The sequence below is a fragment of the Escherichia sp. F1 genome (assembly GCF_046764225.1).
Classification (GTDB): Bacteria; Pseudomonadota; Gammaproteobacteria; order Enterobacterales; family Enterobacteriaceae; genus Escherichia; species Escherichia coli.
Genome location: NZ_CP177202.1, coordinates 4,060,467 through 4,084,855, shown reverse-complemented (window position 1 = coordinate 4,084,855; position 24,389 = coordinate 4,060,467). Strand labels below are relative to the sequence as shown.

At 54.0% G+C, this 24,389-nt stretch carries 18 protein-coding genes and 1 riboswitch; of the genes, 5 read left to right on the top strand and 13 right to left on the bottom strand.

Translation table 11 applies throughout. The annotated features are described in order from the left end of the window. Positions 1-33 precede the first annotated feature (33 nt). A complete protein-coding gene (gene lptD, locus ACK8NJ_RS19580; RefSeq protein ID WP_000746151.1) occupies positions 34-2,388 on the bottom strand; it encodes an LPS assembly protein LptD in 2,355 nt (784 codons plus the stop codon). A gap of 254 nt (positions 2,389-2,642) precedes the next feature. Here lptD and djlA point away from each other — a divergent pair, with 254 nt between their 5' ends. Beyond that, positions 2,643-3,458: a co-chaperone DjlA gene (gene djlA, locus ACK8NJ_RS19575; RefSeq protein WP_001200573.1), complete on the top strand. Its 816-nt coding sequence runs from the start codon at positions 2,643-2,645 to the stop codon at positions 3,456-3,458. A 117-nt stretch (positions 3,459-3,575) separates the two neighbouring features. Here the strand turns inward: djlA and rluA are convergent, their stop codons facing one another. The 6 genes from rluA to araB all read right to left on the bottom strand — a co-directional run bounded on the left by rluA (position 3,576) and on the right by araB (position 13,820). After that, complete coding sequence (gene rluA, locus ACK8NJ_RS19570) at positions 3,576-4,235, bottom strand: bifunctional tRNA pseudouridine(32) synthase/23S rRNA pseudouridine(746) synthase RluA (RefSeq protein WP_000525176.1); 660 nt, start codon at positions 4,233-4,235, stop codon at positions 3,576-3,578. 11 nt (positions 4,236-4,246) lie between these two features. Continuing rightward, a complete protein-coding gene (gene rapA, locus ACK8NJ_RS19565; RefSeq protein WP_001117001.1) occupies positions 4,247-7,153 on the bottom strand; it encodes an RNA polymerase-associated protein RapA in 2,907 nt (968 codons plus the stop codon). 163 nt (positions 7,154-7,316) lie between these two features. Then, positions 7,317-9,668 (bottom strand): DNA polymerase II, encoded by a 2,352-nt coding sequence (gene polB / locus ACK8NJ_RS19560; protein WP_411961885.1) that lies wholly within the window; start codon positions 9,666-9,668, stop codon positions 7,317-7,319. A gap of 74 nt (positions 9,669-9,742) precedes the next feature. After that, positions 9,743-10,438, bottom strand: a complete 696-nt coding sequence (gene araD / locus ACK8NJ_RS19555) for an L-ribulose-5-phosphate 4-epimerase (protein ID WP_097438691.1) — start codon at positions 10,436-10,438, stop codon at positions 9,743-9,745. A gap of 168 nt (positions 10,439-10,606) precedes the next feature. Continuing rightward, on the bottom strand, positions 10,607-12,109 hold the full coding sequence (gene araA / locus ACK8NJ_RS19550) for an L-arabinose isomerase (protein ID WP_115429524.1): 1,503 nt from the start codon (positions 12,107-12,109) through the stop codon (positions 10,607-10,609). A 10-nt stretch (positions 12,110-12,119) separates the two neighbouring features. Beyond that, positions 12,120-13,820, bottom strand: a complete 1,701-nt coding sequence (gene araB / locus ACK8NJ_RS19545) for a ribulokinase (protein ID WP_001600999.1) — start codon at positions 13,818-13,820, stop codon at positions 12,120-12,122. Between the two features lie 338 nt (positions 13,821-14,158). On the opposite strand from araB, the gene araC reads away from it, so the two are divergent. Further along, positions 14,159-15,037 carry an arabinose operon transcriptional regulator AraC gene (gene araC, locus ACK8NJ_RS19540; RefSeq protein ID WP_001300811.1) on the top strand — a complete coding sequence of 293 codons (879 nt, stop codon included), beginning with the start codon at positions 14,159-14,161 and terminating at the stop codon, positions 15,035-15,037. An 85-nt stretch (positions 15,038-15,122) separates the two neighbouring features. After that, on the top strand, positions 15,123-15,887 hold the full coding sequence (locus tag ACK8NJ_RS19535) for a DedA family protein (protein WP_001561402.1): 765 nt from the start codon (positions 15,123-15,125) through the stop codon (positions 15,885-15,887). Positions 15,888-15,963: 76 nt separating this feature from the next. On the opposite strand, the gene thiQ is transcribed toward ACK8NJ_RS19535, so the two are convergent. Genes thiQ through thiB form a run of 3 tightly spaced genes read right to left on the bottom strand, consistent with a single transcriptional unit; the run spans position 15,964 to position 19,215 of the window. Then, positions 15,964-16,662, bottom strand: coding sequence for a thiamine ABC transporter ATP-binding protein ThiQ (gene thiQ, locus ACK8NJ_RS19530; RefSeq protein WP_001601001.1), 699 nt, complete (start codon positions 16,660-16,662; stop codon positions 15,964-15,966). Then, positions 16,646-18,256 (bottom strand): thiamine/thiamine pyrophosphate ABC transporter permease ThiP, encoded by a 1,611-nt coding sequence (thiP, locus tag ACK8NJ_RS19525; RefSeq protein ID WP_001601002.1) that lies wholly within the window; start codon positions 18,254-18,256, stop codon positions 16,646-16,648. Before thiP ends, thiQ begins: the two co-directional genes overlap by 17 nt. After that, positions 18,232-19,215 carry a thiamine ABC transporter substrate binding subunit gene (thiB, locus tag ACK8NJ_RS19520; RefSeq protein WP_001469031.1) on the bottom strand — a complete coding sequence of 328 codons (984 nt, stop codon included), beginning with the start codon at positions 19,213-19,215 and terminating at the stop codon, positions 18,232-18,234. The genes thiP and thiB overlap by 25 nt, the downstream gene beginning before the upstream one ends. Before the next feature lie 30 nt (positions 19,216-19,245). Next, a riboswitch (TPP riboswitch) is annotated at positions 19,246-19,345 on the bottom strand. A gap of 240 nt (positions 19,346-19,585) precedes the next feature. Here thiB and espY2 point away from each other — a divergent pair. After that, positions 19,586-20,155 carry a T3SS effector EspY2 gene (gene espY2 / locus ACK8NJ_RS19515; RefSeq protein WP_001601003.1) on the top strand — a complete coding sequence of 190 codons (570 nt, stop codon included), beginning with the start codon at positions 19,586-19,588 and terminating at the stop codon, positions 20,153-20,155. A gap of 229 nt (positions 20,156-20,384) precedes the next feature. Here espY2 and sgrR read toward each other — a convergent pair whose 3' ends face one another. Then, complete coding sequence (gene sgrR / locus ACK8NJ_RS19510) at positions 20,385-22,043, bottom strand: DNA-binding transcriptional regulator SgrR (protein WP_219390596.1); 1,659 nt, start codon at positions 22,041-22,043, stop codon at positions 20,385-20,387. A gap of 89 nt (positions 22,044-22,132) precedes the next feature. Between sgrR and sgrT the strand changes: the two genes are divergently transcribed. Then, positions 22,133-22,264: a glucose uptake inhibitor SgrT gene (gene sgrT, locus ACK8NJ_RS19505; protein WP_001248768.1), complete on the top strand. Its 132-nt coding sequence runs from the start codon at positions 22,133-22,135 to the stop codon at positions 22,262-22,264. Between the two features lie 107 nt (positions 22,265-22,371). Here the strand turns inward: sgrT and leuD are convergent, their stop codons facing one another. Together leuD and leuC are read right to left on the bottom strand one after the other, a co-directional pair. Continuing rightward, on the bottom strand, positions 22,372-22,977 hold the full coding sequence (gene leuD, locus ACK8NJ_RS19500; protein ID WP_000818231.1) for a 3-isopropylmalate dehydratase small subunit: 606 nt from the start codon (positions 22,975-22,977) through the stop codon (positions 22,372-22,374). Between the two features lie 10 nt (positions 22,978-22,987). Beyond that, positions 22,988-24,388 (bottom strand): 3-isopropylmalate dehydratase large subunit, encoded by a 1,401-nt coding sequence (leuC, locus tag ACK8NJ_RS19495; RefSeq protein ID WP_328116650.1) that lies wholly within the window; start codon positions 24,386-24,388, stop codon positions 22,988-22,990. Between the last annotated feature and the right edge of the window lies 1 nt (position 24,389).

Genomic DNA, 24,389 nt, shown 5'->3' with positions numbered 1-24,389 from the left:
ACCGCACTGCGGATTACGTGGTAAATCAACAAATCACAAAGTGTTTTGATACGGCAGAATGTTCGAACGCAGCATCTCTTGCGTACCCAGACCGTAGTTGGAGCTCAGGCCGCGAAGTTCGATGTTAAAGCCGATTGCGTTGTCATATACCGCATGTTGTTTATCGTTATCCCAACCGTTCAGCTTCCGCTCGTAACCGACGCGAATCGCATAGCAGCAGGAGCTGTATTGCACACCTAACATAGAGTCGGCTTGCTTGTTCGCATTGGTGTCGTAGTAGTAGGCCCCAACAATGGACCAACGATCGGCAATTGGCCAGCTGGCGACGGCACCTACCTGCGAAATACCATTCTTATATTGCTCAGCAGTGGAATAGTACTTAGGCAGCGTAGCCTGAATATATTCCGGGCTGGCGTAACGGTAATTCAGCTGTACCAGACGGTCTTCATCCCGACGGTATTCAATGCTGGAGTTACTGGTCGCTACGTTATCCAGACGTGTATCGTACTGAATCCCGCCACGCAATCCCCAACGCTCGGAGATACGCCAGTAAGTATCGCCTGCCCACACCAGTGAGCCCGTTTTGTCGTCATTCTCCCATGTTATGTTGTCATCGCCAGTACGAGACTCCGTGAAATAGTAGATTTGACCAACGGAAATATTAAAACGTTCAACGGCAGCATCATCATATATGCGAGATGTGACACCGGTCGTCACCTGGTTAGCGGAGGCAATACGGTCAAGACCGCCGTAAGTCCGGTCCCGGAACAGGCCAGAGTAGTCAGATTGCAGCAGAGACGAGTCGTAGTTATAGATGTCGCTCTGATCGCGATACGGCACGTACAAATACTGCGCGCGCGGTTCCAGCGTTTGGGTATAACCCGGAGCCAGCATTTCCATATCGCGTTCAAAGACCATTTTGCCGTCAACTTTGAATTGCGGCATTACGCGGTTAACGGATTCGTCCAGCTTGGTTGTGTTTCTGGAGTTATACCAGTCAAGATTAGTTTGCTGATAATGGGTTGCCAGCAACTTCGCTTCGGTATTGATGCTGCCCCAGTTATTAGAGAGCGGCAAATTGATGGTCGGTTCCAGGTGAACACGGGTTGCTTCAGGCATGTCGTCTCTGGTGTTTACAAAGTGCACTGCCTGGCCGTAAATGCGTGTATCAAACGGACCAACATCATTCTGGTAGTAGTTAACGTCTAACTGCGGCTCTGCCGAGTAGCTACTGGTGTTCTGTTCGCTGAAGACCTGGAACTGCTTGGTTGAAACGGTGGCATTGAAGTTTTGCACCGCATAGCCAACGCTGAATTTTTGCGTTGCGTAGCCGTCAGTACTGGAACCGTACTTGTTATCGAAATCATTGAAGTAGCTAGGATCGCTGACCTTGGTGTAGTCGACGTTGAAACGCCACACCTGATCCATGACCCCGGAGTGGTTCCAGTAGAATAACCAACGACGTGAACTGTCATCGTTCGGGTGTTCATCTTCATAGACTTTATCTGAAGGCAGATAGTCCAGTTCCATCAAGCCAGCGCCCGCCTGGGAGAGGTAGCGGAATTCGTTCTCCCACATGATATTGCCACGACGATGCATATAATGCGGCGTGATGGTGGCATCCATATTTGGCGCGATGTTCCAGTAATATGGCAGGTAGAACTCAAAGTAGTTGGTGGTGGTGTACTTGGCGTTCGGGATCAAGAAACCAGAGCGACGTTTGTCACCCACCGGCAACTGCAAATAGGGGCTATAAAAGATCGGTACCGGACCCACCTTAAAGCGGGCGTTCCAGATCTCCGCAACTTGTTCTTCGCGGTCATGAATAATTTCGCTACCTACCACGCTCCAGGTGTCAGAACCCGGCAGACAGGAGGTAAAGCTACCGTTATCCAGAATGGTATAGCGGTTTTCGCCACGTTGTTTCATCAGGTCCGCTTTACCGCGGCCCTGACGACCCACCATCTGGTAATCACCTTCCCAGACATTGGTATCTTTGGTGTTCAGATTCGCCCAGCCTTTCGGCCCTTTGAGGATCACCTGGTTATCGTCGTAATGGACATTACCGAGCGCATCAACGGTACGTACCGGCTCCGGTTGTCCTGGTGCCTCTTTTTGATGGAGCTGCACTTCGTCGGCCTGCAGACGGCTGTTACCCTGCATGATATCCACGCTGCCAGTAAACACGGCGTCATCCGGGTAGTCCCCTTTCGCGTGGTCAGCATTGATAGTCACGGGTAAGTCATTGGTATCGCCCTGTACCAGAGGACGGTCATAGCTTGGCACGCCCAACATGCACTGTGAGGCGAGGTCGGCTGCCAGTCCCTGTTGACTATAAAGGGCGGTGGCAATCATGGTGGCCAGGAGAGTGGGGATACGTTTTTTCATACGTTGATTTTATTGTTCCATCATCGGTAACGTTGCGCGTGACAAACGGTCAGAGACTAACGTACTCGTCATCTCTACGCTAGTGTTAATCCTGTCCGAATAGCGTCAGTGGTGTTAGGCACGGCATTGAATGACAGGTATGATAATGCAAATTATAGGCGATGTCCCACAATTGACCGCAGCCGGAAAACGGTAAAAGCACCTTTATATTGTGGGAGATAGCCCTGATATCCGTGTGTCGATTTGGGGAATATATGCAGTATTGGGGAAAAATCATTGGCGTGGCCGTGGCCTTACTGATGGGCGGCGGCTTTTGGGGCGTAGTGTTAGGCCTGTTAATTGGCCATATGTTTGATAAAGCCCGTAGCCGTAAAATGGCGTGGTTCGCCAACCAGCGTGAGCGTCAGGCGCTGTTTTTTGCCACCACTTTTGAAGTGATGGGGCATTTAACCAAATCCAAAGGTCGCGTCACGGAGGCTGATATTCATATCGCCAGCCAGTTGATGGACCGAATGAACCTTCATGGCGCTTCCCGTACTGCGGCGCAAAACGCATTCCGGGTGGGAAAATCAGACAATTACCCGCTGCGCGAAAAGATGCGCCAGTTTCGCAGTGTTTGCTTTGGTCGTTTTGACTTAATTCGTATGTTTCTGGAGATCCAGATTCAGGCGGCGTTTGCTGATGGTTCACTGCACCCGAATGAACGGGCGGTGCTGTATGTTATTGCTGAAGAATTAGGGATCTCCCGCGCCCAGTTTGACCAGTTTTTGCGCATGATGCAGGGCGGTGCACAGTTTGGCGGCGGTTATCAGCAGCAATCTGGCGGTGGTAACTGGCAGCAAGCGCAGCGTGGCCCGACGCTGGAAGATGCCTGTAATGTTTTGGGCGTGAAGCCGACGGATGATGCGACCACCATCAAACGTGCCTACCGTAAGCTGATGAGTGAACACCATCCCGATAAGCTGGTGGCGAAAGGTTTGCCGCCAGAGATGATGGAGATGGCGAAGCAGAAAGCGCAGGAAATTCAGCAGGCCTACGAGCTGATAAAGCAGCAGAAAGGGTTTAAATAAGTTTCAACGTGTAGGCCTGATAAGACGCGGCCCGCGTCGCATCAGGCAATCGGCGCAAAATTGCCGGATGCGGCGTGAACGCCTTCTCCGGCCTACCGAACTTCGCCAGCGTGACTATTAAAAATCCGCTGGCGCTTTAAACGTCATACTATTGCCATACGCCGGATGGGTAATCGTCAGCATCTCTGCATGTAGCAACAAACGCGGTGCCATTGCTCTCGCTTCTGGTGATGCATAAAAACGATCGCCGAGAATCGGATGACCCAGCGCCAGCATATGCACACGCAGCTGATGCGAACGCCCGGTAATCGGTTTTAACACCACTCTTGCCGTGTTATCCGCCGCATACTCCACCACTTCATATTCCGTCTGCGCAGGTTTACCTGTTTCGTAACAGACTTTCTGTTTCGGGCGGTTTGGCCAGTCGCAAATCAGCGGCAGATCTACCAGACCTTCCGCAGGGGATGGATGCCCCCAGACGCGGGCCACATACTGCTTTTTCGGCTCGCGCTCGCGGAACTGGCGTTTTAACTCCCGCTCCGCGGCTTTGGTCAGCGCCACTACAATCACGCCGCTGGTAGCCATATCCAGACGATGCACCGATTCTGCCTGCGGATAATCACGCTGAATGCGCGTCATCACGCTGTCTTTGTGCTCTTCCAGACGACCCGGCACAGACAACAAACCGCTCGGCTTGTTGACCACCATAATGTGGTCATCCTGATACAGGATAACCAACCAGGGTTCCTGCGGTGGATTGTAGTTTTCCATCCCCATTTTCGGCTCCGTTACTGATGCGTTACAACGATCAAACGCAGGGCATCCAGACGCCAGCCTGCCTGATCCAGGCTTTCCATTACCTGCTGACGGTTGCTCTCAATGGCGGTCAGTTCGTCGTCACGAATGTTCGGGTTCACTGCACGCAGAGCTTCCAGACGAGACAGCTCGGCAGACAGTTTTTCGTCGGCTTCGTTACGTGCGGCATCAATCAGTGCACGGGCAGATTTCTCGATCTGCGCTTCACCCAACTGAAGGATCGCGTGAACATCCTGCTGCACGGCGTTAACCAGTTTGCTGCCGGTGTGACGGTTAACCGCGTTAAGCTGACGGTTAAAGGTTTCAAACTCCACCTGCGCCGCCAGGTTGTTGCCGTTTTTATCCAGCAGCATACGTACCGGTGTCGGCGGCAGGAAGCGGTTGAGCTGCAACTGCTTCGGAGCCTGGGCTTCAACCACGTAAATCAGTTCCACCAACAGCGTACCTACCGGCAACGCTTTGTTTTTCAACAGTGAAATCGTGCTGCTACCGGTGTCGCCAGAAAGGATCAGATCCAGACCGTTGCGGATCAGCGGATGCTCCCAGGTAATAAACTGCGCATCTTCACGCGCCAGCGCCACTTCACGGTCGAAGGTGATGGTGATGCCATCTTCCGACAAGCCAGGGAAGTCCGGCACCAGCATATGATCGGACGGCGTCAGCACGATCATGTTGTCGCCGCGATCGTCCTGATTGATACCGATAATATCGAACAGGTTCATGGCGAAGGCGATCAGGTTGGTATCGTCATCCTGCTCTTCAATGCTTTCTGCCAGTGCCTGGGCTTTTTCGCCACCGTTGGAATGGATTTCCAGCAGGCGGTCACGACCTTGTTCCAGCTGTGCTTTCAGCGCTTCATGTTGCTCGCGGCAGTTTTTGATCAGATCGTCAAAGCCTTCGGTCTCATCCGGTGAAGCCAGATAGTTAATCAGATCGTTGTATACGCTATCGTAGATAGTGCGTCCGGTCGGGCAGGTGTGTTCGAATGCATCCAGACCTTCGTGATACCAGCGCACCAGCACCGACTGAGCGGTTTTCTCCAGATAAGGCACATGGATCTGAATATCGTGCGCCTGACCGATACGATCCAGACGACCAATACGCTGCTCCAGCAGATCCGGGTTGAATGGCAGGTCAAACATTACCATGTGGCTGGCGAACTGGAAGTTACGTCCTTCAGAACCGATTTCCGAGCACAGCAGTACCTGTGCGCCGGTGTCTTCTTCAGCAAACCAGGCGGCAGCGCGGTCACGTTCAATAATCGACATGCCTTCGTGGAACACCGCGGCGCGGATACCTTCACGTTCGCGCAGTACTTGCTCCAGTTGCAGCGCAGTGGCAGCTTTAGCGCAGATCACCAGCACTTTCTGAGAGCGATGGCTGGTCAGGTAGCCCATCAGCCACTCAACGCGCGGATCGAAGTTCCACCAGGTGGCGTTATCACCTTCAAATTCCTGATAAATACGCTCCGGGTAGAGCATATCGCGAGCGCGATCTTCCGCACTTTTGCGTGCGCCCATAATGCCGGAGACTTTAATAGCCGTCTGATACTGCGTCGGCAGCGGCAGCTTAATGGTGTGCAGCTCGCGTTTCGGGAAGCCTTTCACACCGTTACGGGTGTTACGGAACAGCACGCGGCTGGTGCCGTGGCGATCCATCAGCATCGAAACCAGCTCCTGACGGGCGCTCTGGGCATCTTCGCTGTCGCTGTTTGCTGCTTGTAACAGCGGCTCGATATCCTGCTCGCCGATCATCTCGCCAAGCATGTTCAGTTCGTCATTGCTCAGCTTGTTACCTGCCAGCAGCATGGCAACGGCGTCCGCAACCGGACGATAATTTTTCTGCTCTTCAACGAATTGCGCGAAATCGTGGAAACGGTTCGGGTCCAGCAGACGCAGACGGGCGAAGTGGCTTTCCATCCCCAGTTGTTCCGGGGTTGCGGTCAGCAGCAGAACGCCGGGCACGTGCTCTGCCAGTTGTTCAATGGCCTGATATTCGCGGCTCGGCGCATCTTCGCTCCACACCAGGTGATGGGCTTCATCGACCACCAGCAGATCCCATTCGGCTTCACAGAGATGTTCCAGACGCTGTTTGCTACGACGGGCAAAATCCAGCGAGCAAATCACCAGCTGTTCGGTATCGAACGGGTTGTAAGCATCGTGCTGAGCTTCGGCATAACGCTCATCATCAAACAGAGCAAAGCGCAGGTTGAAACGGCGCAGCATTTCTACCAGCCACTGATGCTGTAAGGTTTCCGGGACGATAATCAGCACACGTTCAGCAGCGCCAGAGAGCAGTTGCTGATGCAGGATCATCCCGGCTTCAATGGTTTTCCCTAAACCCACTTCGTCAGCCAGTAGGACGCGCGGCGCGTGGCGGCGGCCAACATCATGAGCGATGTTGAGCTGGTGCGGAATCAGGCTGGTACGCTGACCGCGCAGGCCGCTGTACGGCATACGGAACTGTTCGCTGGAATACTTACGCGCGCGATAACGCAGCGCAAAGCGGTCCATACGGTCAATCTGCCCGGCAAACAGACGGTCCTGCGGTTTGCTGAACACCAGTTTGCTATCAAGGAAAACTTCACGCAGGGCTACGCCGGACTCTTCAGTATCCAGGCGAGTACCGATATAGGTCAGCAAGCCATTTTCTTCTTTTACTTCTTCGACTTGCATCTGCCAGCCATCATGGCTGGTAATGGTATCACCAGGGTTGAACATCACGCGGGTCACGGGGGAATCACTGCGTGCGTACAGACGGTTTTCACCAGTAGATGGGAAAAGTAAAGTGACAGTTCGCGCATCCACCGCGACAACGGTTCCAAGTCCCAATTCGCTTTCTGTATCGCTGATCCAGCGTTGACCAAGTGTAAAAGGCATATGTGTTCGGCTCTATATCTTTAATTGCAGGCAATAACCACCCGCTACCGTGCTTATGAGGTAGTGGTGTTATTCAGGTCCAGGAATGGAAAGGGCGCTATGGTACTGGATGGCAAAGCATTCGTCACGCATCAAAATGGTATCTGGCGAACTCTTTTTTTGCTCAAAATAGCCCAAGTTGCCCGGTCATAAGTGTAGCAAAATTATCCTCAATAAAAGGGAGTATTCCCTCCGCCACGGGTTGTAGCTGGCGGGTCAGATAGTGTTCGTAATCCAGCGGTGAACGTTGGTAGTCCAGCGGCTCCGGGCCGTTGGTGGTCCATACGTACTTAATGGTGCCGCGGTTCTGATATTGCAAGGGGCGACCGCGCTTTTGGTTTTCTTCATCGGCAAGGCGAGCGGCGCGTACATGAGGCGGAACATTACGCTGATATTCGCTCAGCGGACGGCGAAGGCGTTTACGGTAAACCAGCCGCGCATCCAGTTCACCCGCCATCAGTTTGTCGATGGTTTCGCGGACGTACTCCTGATATGGCTCGTTGCGGAAGATACGCAGGTAAAGCTCCTGCTGAAACTGCTGGGCCAGCGGCGTCCAGTCGGTGCGCACGGTTTCCAGCCCTTTAAACACCATCCGCTGCTTATCGCCCTCCTGAATCAGCCCGGCATAACGTTTTTTACTGCCGGTATCGGCTCCGCGAATGGTTGGCATCAGAAAACGGCAGAAATGGGTTTCATACTCCAGTTCTAATGCGCTGGTCAGCCGTTGTTTTTGCAGCGTTTCCGCCCACCAGGCGTTAACGTGCTGCACCAGTGCACGACCGATTTTCGCCGCCTCTTCTTCCGAATGTGCACCTTTCAGCCAGACAAACGTTGAGTCAGTATCGCCGTAGATCACGTCGTAGCCCTGCGCTTCAATCAACGCTTTGGTTTGCCGCATGATCTGATGACCACGCATGGTGATCGACGACGCCAGGCGCGGATCGAAGAAGCGGCAGGCGGTGGTGCCAAGCACGCCATAAAAGGCATTCATAATGATCTTCAGCGCCTGCGACAGCGGTTTGTTACCTTGGCGTTTGGCTTCATCGCGCCCGTGCCAGATGTTAGTCACAATCTCCGGCAGGCAATGTTTCTCCCGCGAGAACCAGGCGTCGAGAAAACCTTCGGTGCTGTGCTCTGGATCAGGCTGCGCCATACCTTCCACTAGCCCGACGGGATCAATCAGAAAGGTGCGGATGATCGACGGGTACAGGCTTTTGTAGTCCAGCACCAGCACCGAATCATAAAGTCCTGGCCGCGAATCCATCACATAGCCGCCAGGGCTGGCGTGCGGCGGCACTTCGCCGAGATTAGGCGCGACATAACCAGCGCGATGCATTCGGGGAAAATAGAGATGACCAAATGCCGCCACCGATCCCCCGTGCCGATCCACCGGCAGGCCGTTCACCGTCGCCCGTTCGAGTAAAAACGGCATGATTTCAGTTTTGTGGAAGATCTGGGTGACCAGCTCGCAATCTTTCAGGTTATAAGTTGCCAGCGCAGGTTTATCTTCGGCGAAACGGCGGTCAATTTCGTCCATCCGATCCCACGGGTTATCGATAGATTTTCCTTCGCCTAATAGCTCCTGAGCGACGGTTTCCAGCGAGAATGAAGAGAAATTCCAGAACGCGGATTTCAGCGCCTCGATACCGTCGATAATCAGTCGCCCTTTGGCCTGGGCAAAAAAGACGCCGTTTTTGAAGCCGTGTTCGCGCCACTCCAGCTCGCTGTTATCACGCCCAAGACGCAGTGGAATACGATAACGCTCGGCATGTTTTTGCAGCATTCGCAGATCAAACTGCACCACGTTCCAGCCGATGATCACATCAGGATCGTAGTTGGCAAACCAGGCGTTGAGTTTTTCCAGTAGCTGCGGGCGGCTGGCGACGTATTCCAGTTCGAAATCGAGCGCGGAGGCGTCGCCATTCTCTGGCCCCAGCATATAAACGATGCGCTGCCCGCAACCTTCCAGGCCGATGCAGTACAGCTCACCGTGGCGGGTGGTTTCAATATCAATAGAAACCCACTTGAGCGGCGGACGGTAGTCGGGATGCGGTTTCAGACGGGCATTAATGATAGCGCCATTGCGCATATCACCCTCGACCCACACCGGAGAGGTGATAAACCGCTCCATCAGATAGCGTTCTGGCGGGCGCACATCGGCCTCGTAGACGGTAACGCCACCTTCACGCAGGCGCTTTTCGTAATTCATCAACTGGCGATGGGCGCGACAGTAAAGGCCATACACCGGCTGGCGATGAAAATCCTTTAACGCCAGCGGCGTCAGGCGAAAGCCTTGCTCACCCTGCAAAATATGCTGGGCGCGGGGAACCTGATCGGCGGGAATAAACGCCACGGACTCTTGCGGCGCAAGCGTAACCTGCAACGGCCCGCTGTCCGTCGCTAACCAAAAGGAAACTTCGGTTCCTTGCGGGGTATCCCGCCAGTGTCGGGTTAAGATAAAACCTGCCTGCGCCACGCTGAAAATCCAATAAAAAACCAGGCTTGAGTATAGCCTGGTTTCGTTTGATTGGCTGTGGTTTTATACAGTCATTACTGCCCGTAATATGCCTTCGCACCATGCTTACGTAAATAATGTTTATCCAGCAACGTTTGCTGCATATCCGGTAACTGCGGAGCAAGCTGGCGGCAGAAAATCCCCATATAAGCGACTTCTTCCAGCACGATGGCGTTGTGCACCGCATCTTCGGCATTTTTGCCCCATGCAAACGGGCCGTGAGAATGGACCAGAACGCCGGGCATTTGTGCTGCGTCGATCCCCTGTTTTTCGAAGGTTTCGACGATCACTTTTCCTGTTTCCCATTCATATTCGCCGTTGATTTCCGCATCGGTCATTTTGCGGGTGCAGGGAATGGTGCCGTAGAAATAGTCGGCGTGGGTGGTACCGGTTGCCGGAATTGACTGGCCCGCCTGCGCCCAGATGGTGGCGTGGCGGGAGTGCGTATGCACAATGCCGCCAATGGACGGGAATGCCTGATAGAGCAGCCGGTGAGTTGGCGTGTCGGAGGAGGGCTTTTTCGTACCTTCAACCACTTCACCGGTTTCAATGCTGACCACGACCATATCGTCAGCAGTCATGATGCTGTAATCGACGCCGGAAGGTTTGATCACCAGGACGCCGCGCTCGCGATCAACGGCGCTGACATTGCCCCATGTGAGCGTGACCAGGTTGTGTTTTGGCAGCGCCAGGTTGGCTTCTAATACCTGGCGTTTGAGATCTTCTAACATGTTGACTCCTGAGAGGTCGTTTCCCCTCACCCCGGCCCTCTCCCCAAAGGGGCGAGGGGGAAAACAATGCCGGATGCGCTTTGCTTATCCGGCCTACAAAATCACAGCGTGTAGGCCTGATAAGACGCGTCAGCGTCGCATCAGGCGTTACACACCTGATGCGGCTACTTAGCGACGAAACCCGTAATACACTTCGTTCCAGCGCAGCGCGTCTTTAAACGCTGGCAGGCGGGTGTCGTTATCAATCACCGTGATTTCAATGTCGTGCATCTCGGCGAACTGGCGCATATCGTTGAGGTTCAGCGCATGGCTGAAAACGGTATGGTGCGCGCCACCAGCGAGGATCCACGCTTCGGAAGCAGTTGGCAGATCCGGTTGCGCTTTCCACAGCGCATTCGCCACCGGCAGTTTCGGCAGGGAGTGTGGTGTTTTCACTGTGTCGATGCAGTTAACCAGCAGACGGTAACGATCGCCGAGATCAATCAAGCTGGCGACAATGGCCGGACCAGTTTGGGTATTGAAGATCAGGCGGGCAGGATCGTCTTTACCGCCAATACCGAGGTGCTGAACGTCGAGGATCGGTTTCTCTTCCACAGCGATCGACGGACAGACTTCCAGCATATGGGAGCCGAGCACCAGGTCATTACCTTTCTCGAAGTGATAGGTGTAGTCCTCCATAAAGGAGGTGCCGCCCTGCAGACCGGTTGACATCACCTTCATGATGCGAAGCAGGGCGGCAGTTTTCCAGTCGCCTTCGCCCGCAAAGCCATAACCCTGCTGCATCAGACGCTGTACGGCCAGACCAGGAAGCTGTTTCAGACCGTGCAAATCTTCAAAGGTGGTGGTGAACGCGTGGAAGCCACCTTGTTCCAGGAAACGCTTCATCCCCAGCTCAATACGCGCCGCTTCCAGCACGTTCTGTCGTTTTTCGCCGTTGATTTGTGTGGCAGGCGTCATGGTGTAGCAGCTTTCGTACTCATCGACCAGCGCGTTAACATCGCCATCGCTGATGGAGTTCACTACCTGCACCAGATCGCCAACCGCCCAGGTATTGACGGAGAAACCGAACTTGATCTGTGCGGCAACTTTATCACCATCGGTGACCGCCACTTCACGCATGTTATCGCCAAAACGGCAGACTTTCAGATGACGGGTATCCTGTTTAGAGACCGCCTGACGCATCCAGGAGCCGATACGCTCATGTGCTTGTTTATCCTGCCAGTGACCGGTAACGACGGCATGTTGCTGACGCATACGCGCGCCAATGAAGCCGAACTCGCGACCGCCATGTGCAGTCTGGTTCAGGTTCATAAAGTCCATATCGATGCTATCCCACGGCAGCGCCGCGTTGAACTGGGTGTGGAATTGCAGCAACGGTTTGTTGAGCATGGTCAGGCCGTTGATCCACATTTTGGCCGGGGAGAAAGTGTGCAGCCACACTACCAGGCCGGCGCAACGATCGTCGTAATTCGCGTCACGGCAAATAGCGGTGATTTCATCCGGCGTGGTACCCAGCGGTTTCAGCACCAGTTTGCAGGGCAGTTTCGCTTCCGTATTCAGCGCATTAACGACGTGCTCGGCATGTTGGGTGACCTGACGCAGGGTTTCCGGGCCATACAGATGCTGGCTGCCAATTACAAACCACACTTCATAATTATCAAAAATCGTCATTGTCGTGTCCTTATAGAGTCGGAACGGCCTGGGCAGCCTGTGCCGGGGCGGAAGTTGGAAGATAGTGTTGTTCGGCGCTCATCGCCCATTGCTGATAGCGGCGATAAAGCTGTTCAAAGCGTTGTGCCTGTTCGCTGCGCGGTTGCAGGGTTTTCTCTACCGCACTGGCCATTTTTTGCTGGGCTGATGGGATGTCTGCGTGCACTTTCGCGGCGACGGCAGCGAAAATCGCCGCACCGAGCGCACAGCACTGGTCAGAGGCAACAATTTGCAGCGGGCGATTCAGCACGTCGCAGCAGGCCTGCATAATGACCTGGTTTTTCCGCGCGATGCCGCCCAGCGCCATCACGTTATTAACGGCGATCCCCTGATCGGTAAAGCACTCCATGATTGCGCGTGCGCCAAAGGCGGTGGCAGCAATCAAACCGCCGAACAGCAGCGGAGCGTCGGTAGCGAGGTTAAGATCGGTAATCACCCCTTTCAGGCGTTGGTTAGCGTTCGGTGTGCGGCGGCCGTTAAACCAGTCGAGCACCACCGGCAGGTGATCCAGAGACGGATTTTTGGCCCATGCTTCGGTCAGCGCCGGAAGCAGTTGTTTCTGGCTGGCGTTGATTTGCTCTTTCAGTTCCGGATGCTGGGCGGCAAGCTGTTCCAGCGGCCAGCCGAGTACGCGACCGAACCAGGCGTAGATATCACCAAACGCCGACTGACCTGCTTCCAGACCGATAAATCCAGGCACCACGCTGCCATCAACCTGACCGCAAATGCCTTTAACTGCCCGCTCGCCAACGCTCTGTTTATCGGCAATCAGAATGTCGCAGGTGGAAGTACCGATAACTTTTACCAGTGCGTTAGGCTGTGCGCCTGCGCCAACTGCGCCCATATGGCAGTCAAACGCGCCGCCGGAAATCACCACGCTTTCAGGCAGGCCGAGACGCTGCGCCCATTCCGGGCATAAGGTGCCCACCGGAATATCGGCAGTCCAGGTGTCAGTGAACAGCGGGGAAGGCAAATGGCGATTGAGGATTGGGTCCAGCTCATCAAAGAAACTGGCTGGCGGCAGGCCGCCCCAGCTTTCGTGCCATAGCGACTTATGCCCGGCGCTGCAACGTCCGCGACGAATATCCTGCGGGCTGGTGGTACCGGAAAGCAGAGCTGGCACCCAGTCGCACAGCTCAATCCACGATGCGGCAGATTGCGCCACGGCGCTGTCCTGGCGAGTCACATGCAGTATTTTTGCCCAGAACCATTCGCTGGAATAAATACCGCCAATATAGCGGGAGTAGTCAACGTTGCCCGGCGTGTGACATAAACGGGTAATCGCTTCCGCTTCTTCAACCGCGGTGTGGTCTTTCCACAATACGAACATCGCGTTCGGGTTTTCGGCAAACTCCGGGCGCAGCGCCAGGACGTTACCGTCGGCGTCAATCGGTGCGGGCGTCGAGCCGGTTGTGTCAACGCCAATCCCGACCACAGCTGCGCGCTGCTCGGCGCTAAGCTCTGCAAGCACGGTTTTCAGCGCCGCTTCCATTGACTCAATGTAGTCACGCGGATGATGACGGAACTGGTTATTTGGGGCATCACAAAATTGCCCTTTCTGCCAACGGGGATACCACTCTACGCTGGTGGCGATCTCTTCACCGGTGGCGCAGTCCACCGCCAAAGCTCGCACAGAATCACTGCCAAAATCGAGGCCAATTGCAATCGCCATCGTTTCACTCCATCCAAAAAAACGGGTATGGAGAAACAGTAGAGAGTTGCGAAAAAAAGCGTCAGGTAGGATCCGCTAATCTTATGGATAAAAATGCTATGGCATAGCAAAGTGTGACGCCGTGCAAATAATCAATGTGGACTTTTCTGCCGTGATTATAGACACTTTTGTTACGCGTTTTTGTCATGGCTTTGGTCCCACTTTGTTACAGAATGCTTTTAATAAGCGGGGTTACCGGTTGGATTAGCGAGAAGAGCCAGTAAAAGACGCAGTGACGGCAATGTCTGATGCAATATGGACAATTGGTTTCTTCTCTGAATGGCGGGAGTATGAAAAGTATGGCTGAAGCGCAAAATGATCCCCTGCTGCCGGGATACTCGTTTAACGCCCATCTGGTGGCGGGTTTAACGCCGATTGAGGCCAACGGTTATCTCGATTTTTTTATCGACCGACCGCTGGGAATGAAGGGTTATATTCTCAATCTCACCATACGCGGACAGGGGGTGGTGAAAAATCAGGGACGAGAATTTGTCTGCCGACCGGGTGATATTTTGCTGTTCCCGCCAGGAGAGATTCATCACTACGGTCGCCATCCGGAGGCTCGCGAATGGTATCACCAGTGGGTTTACTTTCGTCCGCGCGCCTACTGGCATGAATGGCTTAACTGGCCGTCAATATTTGCCAATACGGGTTTCTTTCGCCCGGATGAAGCGCACCAGCCGCATTTCAGCGACCTGTTTGGGCAAATCATTAACGCCGGGCAAGGGGAAGGGCGCTATTCGGAGCTGCTGGCGATAAATCTGCTTGAGCAATTGTTACTGCGGCGCATGGAAGCGATTAACGAGTCGCTCCATCCACCGATGGATAATCGGGTACGCGAGGCTTGTCAGTACATCAGCGATCACCTGGCAGACAGCAATTTTGATATCGCCAGCGTCGCACAGCATGTTTGCCTGTCGCCGTCGCGTCTGTCGCATCTGTTCCGCCAGCAGTTAGGAATTAGCGTCTTAAGCTGGCGCGAGGACCAACGCATTAGTCAGGCGAAGCTGCTTTTGAGCACCACCCGGATGCCTATCGCTACCGTCGGTCGCAATGTTGGTTTTGACGATCAACTCTATTTCTCGCGAGTATTTAAAAAATGCACCGGGGCCAGCCCGAGCGAGTTCCGTGCCGGTTGTGAAGAAAAAGTGAATGATGTAGCCGTCAAGTTGTCATAATTGGTAACGAATCAGACAATTGACGGCTTGACGGAGTAGCATAGGGTTTGCAGAATCCCTGCTTCGTCCATTTGACAGGCACATTATGCAAGCATTGCTGGAACACTTTATTACCCAATCCACCGTGTATTCATTGATGGCGGTGGTGTTGGTGGCCTTTCTGGAGTCGCTGGCGCTGGTCGGTTTGATTTTACCCGGTACGGTGCTAATGGCGGGACTGGGGGCGCTGATTGGCAGTGGCGAGTTAAGTTTCTGGCACGCCTGGCTGGCAGGGATCGTCGGTTGCCTGCTGGGCGACTGGATCTCTTTCTGGCTGGGCTGGCGTTTTAAAAAGCCATTGCATCGCTGGTCATTTCTGAAGAAAAACAAAGCATTACTCGATAAAACTGAACATGCGTTGCATCAACACAGCATGTTCACCATTCTGGTCGGTCGCTTTGTTGGCCCGACGCGTCCGCTGGTGCCAATGGTGGCGGGAATGCTGGATCTGCCGGTGGCAAAATTCATTACGCCGAATATTATCGGCTGCCTGCTGTGGCCACCGTTTTACTTCCTGCCAGGGATTCTGGCGGGTGCGGCGATCGATATTCCAGCCGGAATGCAGAGCGGCGAGTTTAAATGGTTGCTGCTGGCGACGGCGGTATTTTTGTGGGTTGGTGGCTGGCTGTGCTGGCGGTTATGGCGCAGCGGTAAAGCGACTGACCGTTTGAGTCATTATTTGTCCCGCGGTCGTTTGTTGTGGCTGGCACCGTTAATTTCTGCCGTCGGTGTAGTGGCGCTGGTGGTGTTAATTCGCCACCCGTTGATGCCGGTGTATATCGATATTTTGCGTAAAGTGGTTGGGGTTTAGGGGATAGTTTGCATCGGCGCTGGTTTGTTCCCCTCGCCCCTCTCCCCAGAGGGGCGAGGGGACTGTCCGTGCGCTTTCAACCTTTAATTCCCAACAGAGCCGAAGCACTCGCCTTACCGCTCAACAACTCATCGGTCTTACCCTGCCAGGCGATACGCCCGTCAGCGACCACCACCGAGCGCGTGGCGATCCGCGCCGCATCTTCCACACTGTGCGACACCATCAATAGCGTCATTTTTTGCTGCTGGCAGCTCGTGCTCACCAGCGTCAACATCTCTTGACGTAACGCCGGATCGAGCGCAGAGAACGGTTCATCGAGCAATAAAATCGGCTGTTCGCGTACCAGACAACGCGCTAACGCCACGCGCTGTCGCTGACCGCCGGAAAGCTCGCCCGGTAACCGCGCCATTAAATTATCAATCCCCATCTGACGGGCAATCGCGTGCATTTTCTCCTGCTGCGCCGCGTTCAGCTTCAATCCAGGATTAAGCCCCAGCCCGATGTTCTGCGCGACCGTCAGGTGACTGAACAGGTTGTTCTCCTGAAACAGCATCGATACCGGACGGCGTGACGGCGGCGTCGTGGTGTGATCAACGCCGTCGATAGTCAGCGAACCGCTGGCTGGCGTCAGAAAACCGGCGATCAAATTCAGCAGGGTACTTTTACCCGCGCCGCTTGGCCCGAGGATCGCCACCTGCTCGCCGCGTTCCACCGTTAAGCTAAAACGCATCGGCAAATGGTGGTAAAGCCAGGTGATATCAGTCAGTTTTAACATTTCGCCCCGGTAGTTTTTCAATCACGGTAAACAGCAGAAAACAGAGTAGCAGCAGAATTAACGCGGTGACCGCGCCGTCCTGGCTGCGATAGGAGCCAATTTGCTGGTAGAGATAAAACGGCAGGGTGCGGAAATCATCGTTACCGAACAACGCCACCACGCCAAAATCACCAATCGACAGCACACAAGCAAAAGCCAGCGCCTGCGCCAGCGGGCGTTTCAGGGCGCGCAGCTCCACCACTTTTAAGCGTGACCAGCCTTCAATCCCCAGCGACTGACACAACATACTGTAACGCGCGGTGATATCGCGCATCGGGTTTTCCAGCACTTTCAGCGCGTAAGGGATCGCCATTAACGCATTGGTGAAAATCACAATGCCGTCAGCAGATTGTGGCAGGCCAATGGTGTTGTTGAGCAGCAAAAAGAAGCCCGTTGCCAGCACAATCCCCGGCATGGCGAGGATCAACATACCGCTCATCTCCAGCGCCTGACCCGCCAGCATTTTTTGCCGCGCCCGCAGTTCGCGACTGCTCCATAGCAGCATCATGGTCAGCACTACGCATAATACGCCTGCCACCAGCGCAATACGCAACGAGGTCCACAGCGCCTGCCACAGCACCGGCTGCGCCAGCACTTCCGGCAACTGGCGATTTATCCCATCGACGAGCACCGCCAGTAACGGTGGCAGCAACAGCAACAGCGCCAGCACAATTAACACCGTGTCGCAAATGCGGCTATGCAGACGATCGTCCGGGTCGCGCCAGCCTTGCAGCAGCGTAGTGCCGGGCGCAATGGCCTTACTCAATCGCTGACTCAACAGCACTAGCCCGAGGCAACACACCATCTGGATCAACGCCAGCATCGCCGCGCGGGCAGGATCGTAGTCGTAACTCAGCGCCTGATAAATAGCCAGCTCGATAGTGGTCGCCTGCGGACCGCCGCCCAGCGACAGCACGGTGGCGAAGCTGGCAAAACAGAGCATAAAGATAAGCGCAGCAACTGGCGGGATTTGTCGCCGTAACCACGGCCATTCGACGAAGCGGAAAAAATGCCAGCCGCGCATCCCAAGCTGGGCGGCAAGCTGACGTTGTTCGCCGGGAATGTTTTCCAGTGCCTGGAGTAATAAGCGGCTCGCCATCGGCAGATTAAAAAATACGTGCGCCAGCAAAATACCTTGCAGGCCGTAGGGCGAAAAGGTCCACTCCAGACCGAGCGATTGGCAGAGTGATGCCAGCCAGCCCTGGCGACCATAGACGCTAAGAATGCCGAAAACAGCAACCAGCACCGGGAGGATCAAGGTCATGGCACACAGACGCAACAGCGCCAGCCGTCCTGGAAAGCGCCTGCGGTAGAGGGCGCGGGCAAGGAATATCGCGGGCACGACAGAGAGCAGCGCCGAGAGAAACGCCTGCCAGAAGGAGAAGCGCACCACATGCCACAGGTAGCTGTCCTGCCAGATTGCCACCCAGTCACCCTGCGGCGCGTTCCACCACAGGGCGAGAAACGCCGCCAGTGCAACCGCCACCACAAGCGTAGCGGCGCTTACACCTGGAATTAACCAGCCGGGAATTAACGGCTGACGGCGCGTTGCCATTCGCTAATCCATGCCTGACGTTGTGCCGCCACTTCGGCTGGCGTGAACTCCAGCGTGGTTGCTGGTTTGGTCAATTGTTCAAACCCGGCAGGCAGCGTGACATTTGCCACCGGATACATCCAGTTGCCGGTTGGGATCGCATTCTGAAAAGCCGGAGAAACCATAAACTGGAGGAATTTTTGCGCCAGCTCTGGCTGCTTGCTGGCAGCGGTGCGGGCGGCGACTTCCACTTGCAAATAGTGACCTTCGCTGAAGTTCGCGGCGGCGTAGTTATCTTTCTTCTCTTCGAGAATGTGATAAGCCGGAGAGGTGGTGTAACTCAGTACCAGATCGCTTTCACCTTTTAAAAACAGGCCGTAGGCTTCGCTCCAGCCTTTGGTGACCGTGACCGTTTTCTTCGCCAGTTTCTGCCAGGCTTGTGGGGCGTCATCGCCATAGACTTTTTGCATCCACAACAGCAGACCCAGCCCCGGCGTGCTGGTGCGCGGATCCTGATAAATCACCCGCCAGTTTTGATCGCTTTCAACCAGCTCTTTCAGGCTTTGCGGCGGATTTTTCAGTTTGTTCTTGTCATAGACGAAGGCGAAATAGCCGTAATCAAACGGGACGAAAGTGTCATTATTCCAGCCGCCGGGAACGTTAACGGCATCCGCTGCCACACCGCTTTTGGCAAATAGTCCGGTTTTACTGGCGGCATCTAACAGGTTGTTATCCAGCCCCAGCACCACATCGGCTTTACTGTTTTTGCCTTCCATCCGCAGACGGTTGAGCAGCGAAACGCCATCTTCCAGCGCCACCAGTTTCAGTTCGCAATTACAGTCTGCTTCAAAGGCTTTTTTGACCACCGGACCAGGTCCCCAGTCAGCGGCAAAGGAATCGTAGGTATAAACAGTCAGAACGGGTTTAGCGAAAACGGGCGCTGTGCACAGCAACAGCAGGGGAAGACATTTTTTTAACACTTTGCACCTCAAAAAAGAGTGGCAAAGGACTTGAGAAGGAGCCTCAAATCCCTTCGCCGGCGTTATCCGGATCAGGTTCGACGGGTATTTTCTCAGCGCACGCGGCTGCGCGGCACCCCGTTGAGAACGGCGTTAGTGTAGTGATTTTGTTATCAACCAGCAATCCATAGAGAAGGCGTATTAAAAAAGCCAATATTCGTTCAGCTATCAAGGACGTATTTGCATAGCTGGGAAGCTTTGAACCGAAAGAATCCCTTAGCACAGTCAAAATCGGTAATGCAACGGCTTATTGCGTGAATGAGCGATTTTTGACAGTATTCTTATTCAGGACGCTTATTCTGAGTTTTTAACTCAGAGTGGAGCTATCAGCATGAAAGTAAGAAACCCAGAACAGATTAGTATCTCTGCTAGTAATACCACTAAAGATCCAGGCCTTACTCACTCTCAGATTATCAGGATGGTTAACTTGGTCAAAAAGACCGAGAATATGAATATCTTTGAAGAGCTATGGGAGAAGTTACGCAATCTCTTCCGGTCAGATAAACATTCCCAGGCTGCGGCAAAGCAAATTCTGAAGGATGCATTTTATTTCCATAATAGTGATGACTACTCAAAATACTTTACCGGGGCTGTCGATGGGGATGCGCGTGATAAGTTTACCCACTGGCTGATAAATTTTAATAAACTCAAAGAACATGCAATAGATCCGGAAAATATGGCCGCGAAGGCCTCACTCTCGCCAAAAGATACGTTAAGAGTCAGTTTTTTTATTGGCGATGAGGCGATACTTACTCTGGAGTTGCAGATGAAAGAGAACACCAGGACCGGGTACATTGATCTGAGTCATGCTTACTTTAACGGGGTTGTCATTTGTGGTATTGACCGTCTCGAGGTTGACCTGAGCAATGCTGAAATGAACAATAGCAGATGGTATGACTGACCTGTGCGAGGTTAACCTGAAAAAGCTGACCGTTCCGGCCAGAACAAGGCCAGACTGCGCCGTTATTGATTAACTCAGAATATGAAAGAGGGGCTGGAATGCCCCTTCTTTAATCTTATTTGCGACGCTAATCAGACGATGCATAAAACAGAGAAAATATAAAAGTAATGTATTTTATTCATTCCGTCTGAATATAAAAAACGCGCTCATGACCGCCAAAAGGCGCAAGCTACTCTGGATCCGGCGGCGCAAACCACGCTGATTTAAAATCGAACCAGCCGAGGGTGTTCATACGCAGGCCGCGCATACTGCGTTGCCCCTGAATGATCAGCCAGTGGTGGATAAGCGGCACCATTGCTTTGCTGGCGACCAGTTGCTGGCACCAGTTCGCCAGATTCATTTCGCCATTGCGCCAGCGTGCGGCGTCGGCTTGCCAGTCGATCGGAATACAGTGTTGGAGCAGCGGCACCTCGCACAGGTGCGCGAACAGCGAAAAATCCAGCGGCAGCGTAAAGTTGGCGCTGTTAAGCCAGATATCGCTCTCGATCTCTCCTTCATGCCACTGATCGTAGCTGATCTCTTTGATTTCCAGCGTGACCTGGTGACTTGCCAGAATCTGCTGCATGATCCCGGCAATCACCCGATGCTCACTGTGATCCTGATAAAAGGTCAGGGTGAGGCTTTCCAGGCCAGCCGGTTTTTCGCTCTTTATGGTGCGGGCATGGTGCCAACGGGGGAGCAGTCCATAAGCCGGGAACCACAGTTGCTGGTACTGTTCCTCAGCGAAATAGACCAGATTAGTTGGAGAAAGCACATAGCTTACCCAGTCCCTGACTTGCTGATTCGCCCCGCGATGGGTGCGGCTGTCGAACAGTAAATAGTAACAACCTTCTTCAAGGCGGCTTTCAATCTCTTTTTCCTCGTCTTGCGGTCCTTTCAGCATCAGGCCTCCCGCGGGGTCATCAGCAATTTCCGGCAAGACCCAGACGTTAACTTCGTCGATTAATGCCCGATAACCAAAGAAGTCGTCGAATGCCTGAATTTTCAGTTGATTGCTGCTGTTGCGGATCACCGCATAAGGACCCGTTCCGATGGGATGGCTGGCAAAGTTGCTGAGGGTTTCCCATTCGCGCGGCAGGATCATCGCCGGAACTTGCCCCAGCAGTAACGGTAACCAGCGGTCCGGTTGCGTGAGATGGATATCCAGCGTCCAGGGCGTCGGCGACACAATGTCAGCAATATGCGAATAGAGCGGCAGCGTATTGATTCGTTTTAAAGAGGCGATCACGTCGTCCATTTCCAGTTCACGACCATGATGAAAATGGACTCCTGGACGCAAAAAGAAACGCCAGTGAAGCGGTGAAATTTGCTGCCAGTGGTGGGCGATGTCCGCTTCCAGTTCCCCATTTTCCTCATTTATGCGCGTTAGCGAACTGAAGATTTGCCGGGCGATATGGGTTTCGGAACGACGCAATGCACTGCCGGGCAGCAGATTACGCAACGGACGATAGTAGAGAACGCGCAGGATGTGCCGCCCCTGGCGGAAGCTGCGTCCCAGATGAGAAACCAACATTTGCCGCACAGCCGCTTTGTCGCCAACCAGTTGCACCAGTTGATCGATACGATCCTGCTCCAGCAGGTCCTCTGCTCGCTGTTGCTGAAGCGCCAGCCCGGTATAGAGGAACGTCAGACGCGAGCGTTTGCCGCGCCCGACTTCCGCTTCCCACGTCAGCCAGCCGCGATCCTGCATGGTGTTGAGCAGGGTGCGCATATGACGACGCGAGCAGCTCAATAACGCTGCCAGTTCGTTGAGCGTCGTGTCCTGCGATTTACCCTCGCAGCATTGCCACAGGCGGATGAACTGTTGTTGCAGACGAGCAGATGGCATAAAAGGGGAACTCCTGCGCAAAAGTCAGCAATTTTATTTTTCCCTATATTAAGTCAATAATTCCTAACGATGAAGCAAGGAGGTGCCCCATGCGTCAGTTTTATCAGCACTATTTTACCGCGACAGCGAAGTTGTGCTGGTTGCGTTGGTTAAGCGTCCCACAACGATTAACCATGCTTGAAGAACTGATGCAATGGGAGGGGAGTCATTCTGACTACTGATTTGCGGACATCATGTGTGACTGAGTATTGGTGTTAATCGCCACGCCAGCAGTGATTATCTGCTGGCTTTTTTCTTTTTGGCGATTGAGTGCCGGACGGTGTACAAACTAACGCATAAACGCCGGTTGCTTCTCTTCATAAGACGCAATTGCGTCGTCGTGCTGCAGAGTCAGGCCGATGCTGTCCAGACCGTTCATCATGCAGTGGCGGCGGAAGGCATCGATGGTAAAGCGATAAGTTTTCTCTCCCGCTTTCACCTCTTGCGCTTCCAGGTCTACATCAAAATGAATCCCCGGATTGGCTTTCACCAGCGCAAACAGCTCATCCACTTCTGCATCGCTTAATTTCACCGGCAGCAGCTGGTTGTTAAAGCTGTTGCCGTAGAAGATGTCAGCAAAACTCGGTGCAATCACCACTTTAAAACCGTAATCGGTCAATGCCCACGGCGCGTGCTCACGCGAGGAACCGCAGCCGAAGTTTTCTCGTGCCAGCAAAATGGAAGCGCCCTGATACTGCGGGAAGTTCAGCACGAAGTCCGGGTTTGGCTGTTGGCCTTTTTCATCCAGAAAACGCCAGTCGTTAAACAGATGCGCGCCAAAACCCGTACGGGTAACTTTCTGCAAAAACTGTTTCGGGATGATTGCATCGGTATCGACATTGGCGGCATCCAGCGGAACCACCAGGCCTGTGTGTTTGATAAATTTCTCTGCCATGGTGTGCTCCTTATTTAATGTTGCGAATGTCGGCGAAATGTCCGGTCACAGCAGCAGCGGCAGCCATTGCCGGGCTGACCAGATGCGTGCGCCCTCCACGCCCCTGGCGGCCTTCAAAGTTACGGTTGCTGGTGGAGGCACAACGCTCACCCGGATTCAGGCGATCGTTGTTCATCGCCAGACACATTGAGCAGCCGGGTAAACGCCATTCAAAACCAGCTTCAATAAAGATTTTGTCCAGACCTTCCGCTTCTGCCTGCGCTTTTACCGGGCCAGAGCCGGGAACCACCAGTGCCTGCACGCCTGGCGCGACTTTCCGCCCTTTGGCGATTTCAGCCGCCGCGCGTAAATCTTCAATACGCGAGTTAGTGCAGGAACCGATAAACACTTTGTCGATAGCCACTTCGGTCAGCGGAATACCCGGTTTCAACCCCATATAGGCCAGCGCTTTTTCTGCCGACGCGCGTTCAACCGGATCGGCAAACGAAGCCGGATCGGGAATGTTGTCGTTCACGGAAATCACCTGGCCTGGGTTGGTGCCCCAGGTGACCTGCGGCGAAATCTCTTCTGCCTGCAAAGTGACAACGGTATCGAAAGTTGCGCCTTCGTCGGTTTGCAGGGTTTTCCAGTAGGCAACGGCGTCGTCGAAATCATTGCCTTTCGGCGCATGCAGACGGCCTTTGACATAGTTAAAGGTAGTTTCGTCCGGTGCAACCAGACCGGCTTTCGCGCCCATTTCGATTGCCATATTGCACAGGGTCATACGACCTTCCATGCTTAAATCACGGATTGCTTCGCCGCAAAACTCCACCACATGCCCGGTGCCGCCTGCGCTGCCGGTTGTACCGATAATCGCCAGCACGATATCTTTCGCGGTAATGCCTGGCGCAGCTTTGCCCTGGACTTCAATTTTCATGGTCTTCGCACGACCCTGTTTCAGGGTTTGCGTTGCCAGTACGTGTTCAACTTCGGAAGTGCCGATACCAAAGGCCAGTGCGCCAAACGCGCCGTGAGTGGCGGTATGCGAGTCGCCGCAGACGATGGTCATCCCCGGCAATGTGACGCCCTGTTCCGGCCCCATTACATGGACGATCCCCTGATACGGGTGATTCAGGTCATACAGCTCGACGCCAAACTCTTTGCAGTTTTTGATCAGCTCCTGCATCTGGATGCGCGCCATTTCACCGCAGGCATTAATGTCTTTGGTCTGAGTAGAGACGTTGTGATCCATGGTGGCGAAGGTTTTCCCCGGCTGACGTACCGGGCGACCGTGGGCGCGCAGACCATCGAACGCCTGCGGTGAGGTCACTTCATGCACCAGGTGGCGGTCGATATATAACAGCGGGGTTTCGTTTTCGGCTTCGTACACTACGTGAGCGTCGAACAATTTTTCGTATAACGTCTTAGCCATG

Coding starts and splice junctions, on each gene's coding strand:
- lptD (WP_000746151.1), bottom strand. CDS start 2,388: ATGAAAAAACGTATCCCCACTCTCCTGGCCACCATGATTGCCACCGCC.
- djlA (WP_001200573.1), top strand. CDS start 2,643: ATGCAGTATTGGGGAAAAATCATTGGCGTGGCCGTGGCCTTACTGATG.
- rluA (WP_000525176.1), bottom strand. CDS start 4,235: ATGGGGATGGAAAACTACAATCCACCGCAGGAACCCTGGTTGGTTATC.
- rapA (WP_001117001.1), bottom strand. CDS start 7,153: ATGCCTTTTACACTTGGTCAACGCTGGATCAGCGATACAGAAAGCGAA.
- araD (WP_097438691.1), bottom strand. CDS start 10,438: ATGTTAGAAGATCTCAAACGCCAGGTATTAGAAGCCAACCTGGCGCTG.
- araA (WP_115429524.1), bottom strand. CDS start 12,109: ATGACGATTTTTGATAATTATGAAGTGTGGTTTGTAATTGGCAGCCAG.
- araB (WP_001600999.1), bottom strand. CDS start 13,820: ATGGCGATTGCAATTGGCCTCGATTTTGGCAGTGATTCTGTGCGAGCT.
- araC (WP_001300811.1), top strand. CDS start 14,159: ATGGCTGAAGCGCAAAATGATCCCCTGCTGCCGGGATACTCGTTTAAC.
- ACK8NJ_RS19535 (WP_001561402.1), top strand. CDS start 15,123: ATGCAAGCATTGCTGGAACACTTTATTACCCAATCCACCGTGTATTCA.
- thiQ (WP_001601001.1), bottom strand. CDS start 16,662: ATGTTAAAACTGACTGATATCACCTGGCTTTACCACCATTTGCCGATG.
- thiP (WP_001601002.1), bottom strand. CDS start 18,256: ATGGCAACGCGCCGTCAGCCGTTAATTCCCGGCTGGTTAATTCCAGGT.
- espY2 (WP_001601003.1), top strand. CDS start 19,586: ATGAAAGTAAGAAACCCAGAACAGATTAGTATCTCTGCTAGTAATACC.
- sgrR (WP_219390596.1), bottom strand. CDS start 22,043: ATGCCATCTGCTCGTCTGCAACAACAGTTCATCCGCCTGTGGCAATGC.
- sgrT (WP_001248768.1), top strand. CDS start 22,133: ATGCGTCAGTTTTATCAGCACTATTTTACCGCGACAGCGAAGTTGTGC.
- leuD (WP_000818231.1), bottom strand. CDS start 22,977: ATGGCAGAGAAATTTATCAAACACACAGGCCTGGTGGTTCCGCTGGAT.
- leuC (WP_328116650.1), bottom strand. CDS start 24,388: ATGGCTAAGACGTTATACGAAAAATTGTTCGACGCTCACGTAGTGTAC.